The sequence below is a fragment of the Mesorhizobium sp. M7A.F.Ca.CA.002.04.1.1 genome, from assembly GCF_004022805.1.
GTDB lineage: Bacteria > Pseudomonadota > Alphaproteobacteria > Rhizobiales > Rhizobiaceae > Mesorhizobium > Mesorhizobium ciceri.
In genome coordinates, this window is sequence record NZ_RZPL01001071.1 from 1 (window position 1) to 1,261 (window position 1,261).

Here is a 1,261-nt window from a genome sequence, read left to right on the forward strand (position 1 = left end):
GGTCGGTGCCTTGTGCCGGCTTGACCGTTTCAGGCGCGATCAGCGCCGCCATGATGTCGGGCCACTCGGTCGCCGCGAAGGACAGCGAAGCCGAAGCCGCGACCAGCCCGCGCAGCAGTTCGGCAAGCTTCTCGCCGGCGTCACCGGCATAGAGTTCGCCAAGGCCGCCGTCGGCGATGCGGCCGAGATTTTCGAGTGTCACGACACTGGCCCTGACAAGCGCGGCAAGGTCGGCGTCATCCCGGCCTCGGAAGGCTGCGAGCGGCGCCAGCGCCTGCTTGAGACGTTCGAGCAAATTCCGCGCAGTTTCGATAGAGCGCACGGTCAGCCGGGAAAACCAGAAGGGCTGCCGGCTGCCGCCGCCCAAGCCGGTGAGGCGGGCTTCGAACAGTTCCGGTAGCGAAACGATGTCGGGGCGGCCTGTGCCGCCGCGCAACGCCACCAGTTCGATCAGCTCCGCCGCGTGGCGCACATCGGCCCGTTCGAGGCCGAGGCCGAGCAGCGGATGCTTGAGCAGCGACAGCAGGCCAACCGGATCGCCTGGCCGGAACAGTGCCTCGAGCGCCAGCCTGAGCAGGCTGGCCGCCGGAGTGTTGGCGAGCGGTGTGCCACCGGAATCGTCGGCAACGACGCCGAAGCGCTGGAGCTCGATCGAGACGCGCCGCGCCAGCGCGCGGTCGCCGGTGACGAGAGCCGCCCTTTGGCCGGGCTGTTCGACCGCGCGCTTGAGCGCGACGGCGATGGCGACGGCCTCATCACGTTCGCTGGCGGCTTCGAGCAAGGTCACCTCGGCGAAGGCGCCGGCAATGTCGGACGCCGGGAAACCGGCACGTGTCTCGGCCCAGAGTTCGGTGGTTTCGGCCGGCCGCAGCGCTTCGCCGACAAGGGCAGCGCGAAGCGCACGTCGCGGTTCGGCCACGCCAATCTCCTCGACGTCGCCGCGCAATACGCCGATCTTGCCGATCAGCCTGGCCAAGCCATATTGCGGGTGGCCGAGTACGGCTGGACGCGCGCCAGGCGCGGCAATCGCCTGGAACGACGCTTCGTCCAGCGTCCGGTCGAGACCCGGCAGCACGATGGCGCCGCCGGGCAGGCGCGCGATCGCGGCAAGCAATTCGGCCGTCGCTGGTATCGAGCCGGTCGAGCCTGCGGCGATGACCGGGCCGGCGGGCGGATTGCGCTGCAGCCGCGCCGCCTCGGCGCGGATCAGCGCGCTGCGATGCGCGGCCGGATTGGAGCGGTCGCTTTCCGCGAGGAATTT

The 1,261-nt window shown here is 70.1% G+C and carries 1 protein-coding gene; it reads right to left on the bottom strand.

Annotated elements, in window-relative coordinates; genetic code table 11:
* Positions 1–1,261: double-strand break repair protein AddB (gene addB / locus ENZ75_RS32195; RefSeq protein ID WP_128278626.1), on the bottom strand; the 1,261-nt coding region annotated here is incomplete at both ends.